General features: G+C 71.7%; 4 protein-coding genes. All 4 read left to right on the forward strand.

Annotated features, from left to right (window positions below):
- On the forward strand, nucleotides 1-373 hold a 373-nt coding region (locus DT074_RS27715; RefSeq protein ID WP_368744957.1), incomplete at its 5' end, for a hypothetical protein.
- A gap of 2 nt (nucleotides 374-375) precedes the next feature.
- The gene (locus DT074_RS27720; RefSeq protein ID WP_119423059.1) at nucleotides 376-2,034 is read left to right on the forward strand and encodes an FAD-dependent monooxygenase; all 1,659 of its coding nucleotides are present in this window, start codon (nucleotides 376-378) and stop codon (nucleotides 2,032-2,034) included.
- Entirely contained in the window at nucleotides 2,034-2,285 is a 252-nt protein-coding gene (locus DT074_RS27725; RefSeq protein WP_368744958.1) for a hypothetical protein, read from the forward strand. Before DT074_RS27720 ends, DT074_RS27725 begins: the two co-directional genes overlap by 1 nt.
- A gap of 24 nt (nucleotides 2,286-2,309) precedes the next feature.
- Nucleotides 2,310-3,400 (forward strand): caspase family protein (locus DT074_RS27730; RefSeq protein ID WP_162915297.1); only part of this gene is annotated, 1,091 nt, incomplete at its 3' end.

Consider the following 3,400-nt stretch of genomic DNA (forward strand, 5'->3'; position numbering starts at 1 on the left):
GCGGCCGCAAGCCCAGCCCGCACCGCCGCCGCAGCCGGCGCCGGCGCCGGCGCCGCAGGTGGCCGTTGCGCCGCCCTCCGCGGCTGCCGGATCGATCGCCGATGCCGCCGCCCTTTCCCGTGAATGGCCCAAGGTGCGCGACCGGTTGCGCGTGCAGTACGACAAGTCGTGGCGTTTCTACGACAACGCCAATTCCTTCGAGGGCGCGGTGGGGCACGACCTCGTCCGCCTAGATGCCGAAAGCGTGGAGATCGAGTTCACCTACCGGATCGAGCCGTCCATGCCGGGCGCGCGGCGCGAGGACCGCACGGCCATCGTGCGCTTCCGCAACCGCGCGCCGGATTACGAGGTGCTGGACTGGAAAAAGAAGTGAGCATGTCGGCCGCCGGTCCGGACGCCTATTCCAGCTTTCCCGCCTATCCGTTCCGCCGCCCGCCCGAGCTCGACGGGCGCGGCGGCCATGTGCCCGTGGCCATTGCCGGCGGCGGCCCGGTCGGTCTCACTTTGGCGCTCGCCCTCGCGCGCCATGGCGTCAAGAGCGTGGTGATCGAGCCGCGCCACCGGGTCAGCTTCGGCAGCCGCGCCATCTGCCTGTCACGCCGGAGCCTCGAACATTGGGAACGCATCGGCGTCGCCGAGGCCGCCTTGGCAAAGGGCCTCGCCTGGACCGGCGGCGTCAGCTTCTGGCGCGAGCACGAGGTGTTCCGCCTCGCCATGCCGCACGATGCCGACCAGAAGCACCCGCCGATGATCAACCTGCAGCAGAACTGGCAGGAGCAGATCCTGGTCGACGCGGCGCTCGCCCGGCCGGAGATCGACCTGCGCTGGCACTCGGAGATCGTCGGCCTCGACGCCAGCGGCGACGGCGCGCGCCTCCGCGTGAAAACACCGGAAGGCGAGCACGGCCTCGCCGCGGACTGGCTGGTCGCCTGCGACGGCGCGCGCAGCTTCGCGCGCCAGTCGCTCGGCCTCGCCCTCGAAGGCACCTCCTATGAAGGCCGCTACCTGATCGCCGACATCGCCCTGAAGAGCAATCACCCGACCGAGCGGCGCTGCTGGTTCGATCCGCCGTCCAATCCCGGCTCCACCGTGCTGATGCACCGCCAGCCGGACGACATCTGGCGCATCGACTACCAGCTCGGCGATGACGAGGACGCCGAGGCGGAGCTCGCGCCCGAGCGTGTGAAGTCCCGCATCGAGGCGCATCTCGCGATGATCGGCGAGATGGCGCCGTGGCGGCTGATCTGGTCCAGCCTCTACAAGGCGCATTGCCTGACCTTGCCACGCTACGCCCATGGCCGCGTGCTGTTCGCCGGCGATGCCGCGCATCTCGTGCCGATCTTCGGCGTGCGCGGCCTGAATTCCGGCATCGACGATGCCGCCAACCTCGCCTGGAAGCTCGCCGCCGTGCTGGCCGGGACAGGCCCGCCCGGCCTGCTCGACAGCTATTCGAGCGAGCGCGTCTTCGCCGCGCACGAGAACATCGCCCAGGCACGCATGAGCACGCTGTTCATGACGCCGCCCAGCGCCGGCCATGCCCTGATGCGCGAAGCGGCCCTCAGCCTCGCCGTGCGGCACGACTTCGCGAGGCCCCTGGTCAATCCGCGGCAGACCACCGCGATCGCCTTCCCGGATTCGCCGCTCTCGACACCCGATCGCGACCGCTGGCTGAACGGCCCGCCGCCCGGCGCCACCTTGCCGAACGGGCCGGTCACCCTCCGCCGGGGCAACCAGGCGAAACCCGGCCATCTGCTGGACGCGATCGGCCTGCGGCCGGTCCTCTACTGGTTCGCCGACACCGGCCCGCCGCCCCGGGCCCCCCTGCCCTTTGATCTCGTGCCGATCGGCGGGTCGACCGGCCCAGGCCTGTCCCTGGAAGACCATGCCGGCCGGGTGCGGTCGCTGCTCGACGCCGCGCCCGGTGCGGCCTACCTGGTTCGGCCCGACGGGCATGTGGCGGCCCGTTTTCGCCGGCCGGAGGGGGCGGAAGTCGCCGCGGCGCTCCGCCGCCTTTATGGCCGCGGGACCGCCTGATGGCCCTTGCCCCCGAGGCCCTGGAGGCGCTGTGGCGCCGGCTCGCCGAGGCGGTCGATCGCGCCGGCCCGGAGACCGACCGGCTGATGCTGGCCAAGCTCGCCCTGCTGCTGGCCGAAGAAATCGGCGACCCGGCGGTTGTGGCGCGCCTGATCGACGCCGCGGGCCAGGATCTGCCGCCGGGATCTGGGCCGCGATTCGTGATCGCCGACACGCGCGCAACAGCTGAAGATTCCGAGAAGATTTCGTAATCTTCGCCCGCCAGGGTGGGGGTCATGCGGTTCCTCGGTTTCGTGGTGGCGGTGCTTGTCAGCGTGCTCGCCGGCGCGCCGGGTGCGCTTGCCCAGGCGGGGCTGGATTTCGGCCGCTATGTCGCGCTGGTCATCGGCAACAACGACTACCGCCATCTGCCGAAGCTGAAGACGGCGGTGGGCGATGCCCGCGCCGTCGCCGATCTGCTCAAGGCCCGTTACGGCTTCGAGGTCGAGCTGCTGCTCAATGCCGACCGCGACGCCATCATCCGCGCCGTCAACGGCTACCGGTCCAAGCTGCGCGACGCCGACAGCCTGCTGATCTACTACGCCGGTCACGGCCTGATCGACGAGGCGACCGATCGCGGCTTCTGGCTGCCGATCGACGCGGAGAAGGAGAACGAGGCGCGCTGGGTCGATGTCGCGGTGATCTCGTCCAACCTGCGCGCCATGCAGGCCCGCCACATCCTGGTGGTCGCCGACAGCTGCTATTCCGGCAGCCTGGTCCGGGCCGCGGAGCAGACCGGCATCCCGAGCGGCGGCGAGCGCACCATGCTGCTGCAGCGCATGCGCGAGCGGCGGGCGCGCGTCGCGCTCACCTCGGGCAGTCTCGAACCGGTGGTCGATAGCGGCGGCAGCGGCCATTCTGTCTTCGCCGGCGCGCTGCTCACGCTGTTGCGCGAGAACGCGGAGATCGTCAGCGCGAGCGAGCTGTTCGCCCGCCTCCGGGCGCGCGTGGTGGCGAACGCCCAGCAGACGCCGCTCTATTCCGACATCCGCTTCGCCGGGCACGAGGGCGGCGATTTCATCTTCGTGCCGCGCGGCGCGACCATCGCCGGCGCCGCCCCGGCCGCGCCGACGGCGAGCGACGCGCAGGCGGCGCTCGAGCTCGCCTTCTGGAACTCGATCAAGGACAGCGCCGCGGCCGACGACTACCAGGCCTATCTCGAAGCCTTTCCGGGCGGGCGCTTCGCCCCGCTGGCGCGACGGCGTGTCGAAGTCGCCATGGCGGCGCGGCCGGCGCAGCGGCCGTCGAATGCACCGGCGCCGGCTGTAGCGGTCGCGCCGGCGCGGCCGGCCCCTGCCCCGCCTCCTCCGACCGCCGCCGCCGGGCC

Origin of the sequence: Desertibaculum subflavum (genome assembly GCA_003576705.1) — a bacterium.
Classification (GTDB): domain Bacteria; phylum Pseudomonadota; class Alphaproteobacteria; order Ferrovibrionales; family Ferrovibrionaceae; genus Desertibaculum; species Desertibaculum subflavum.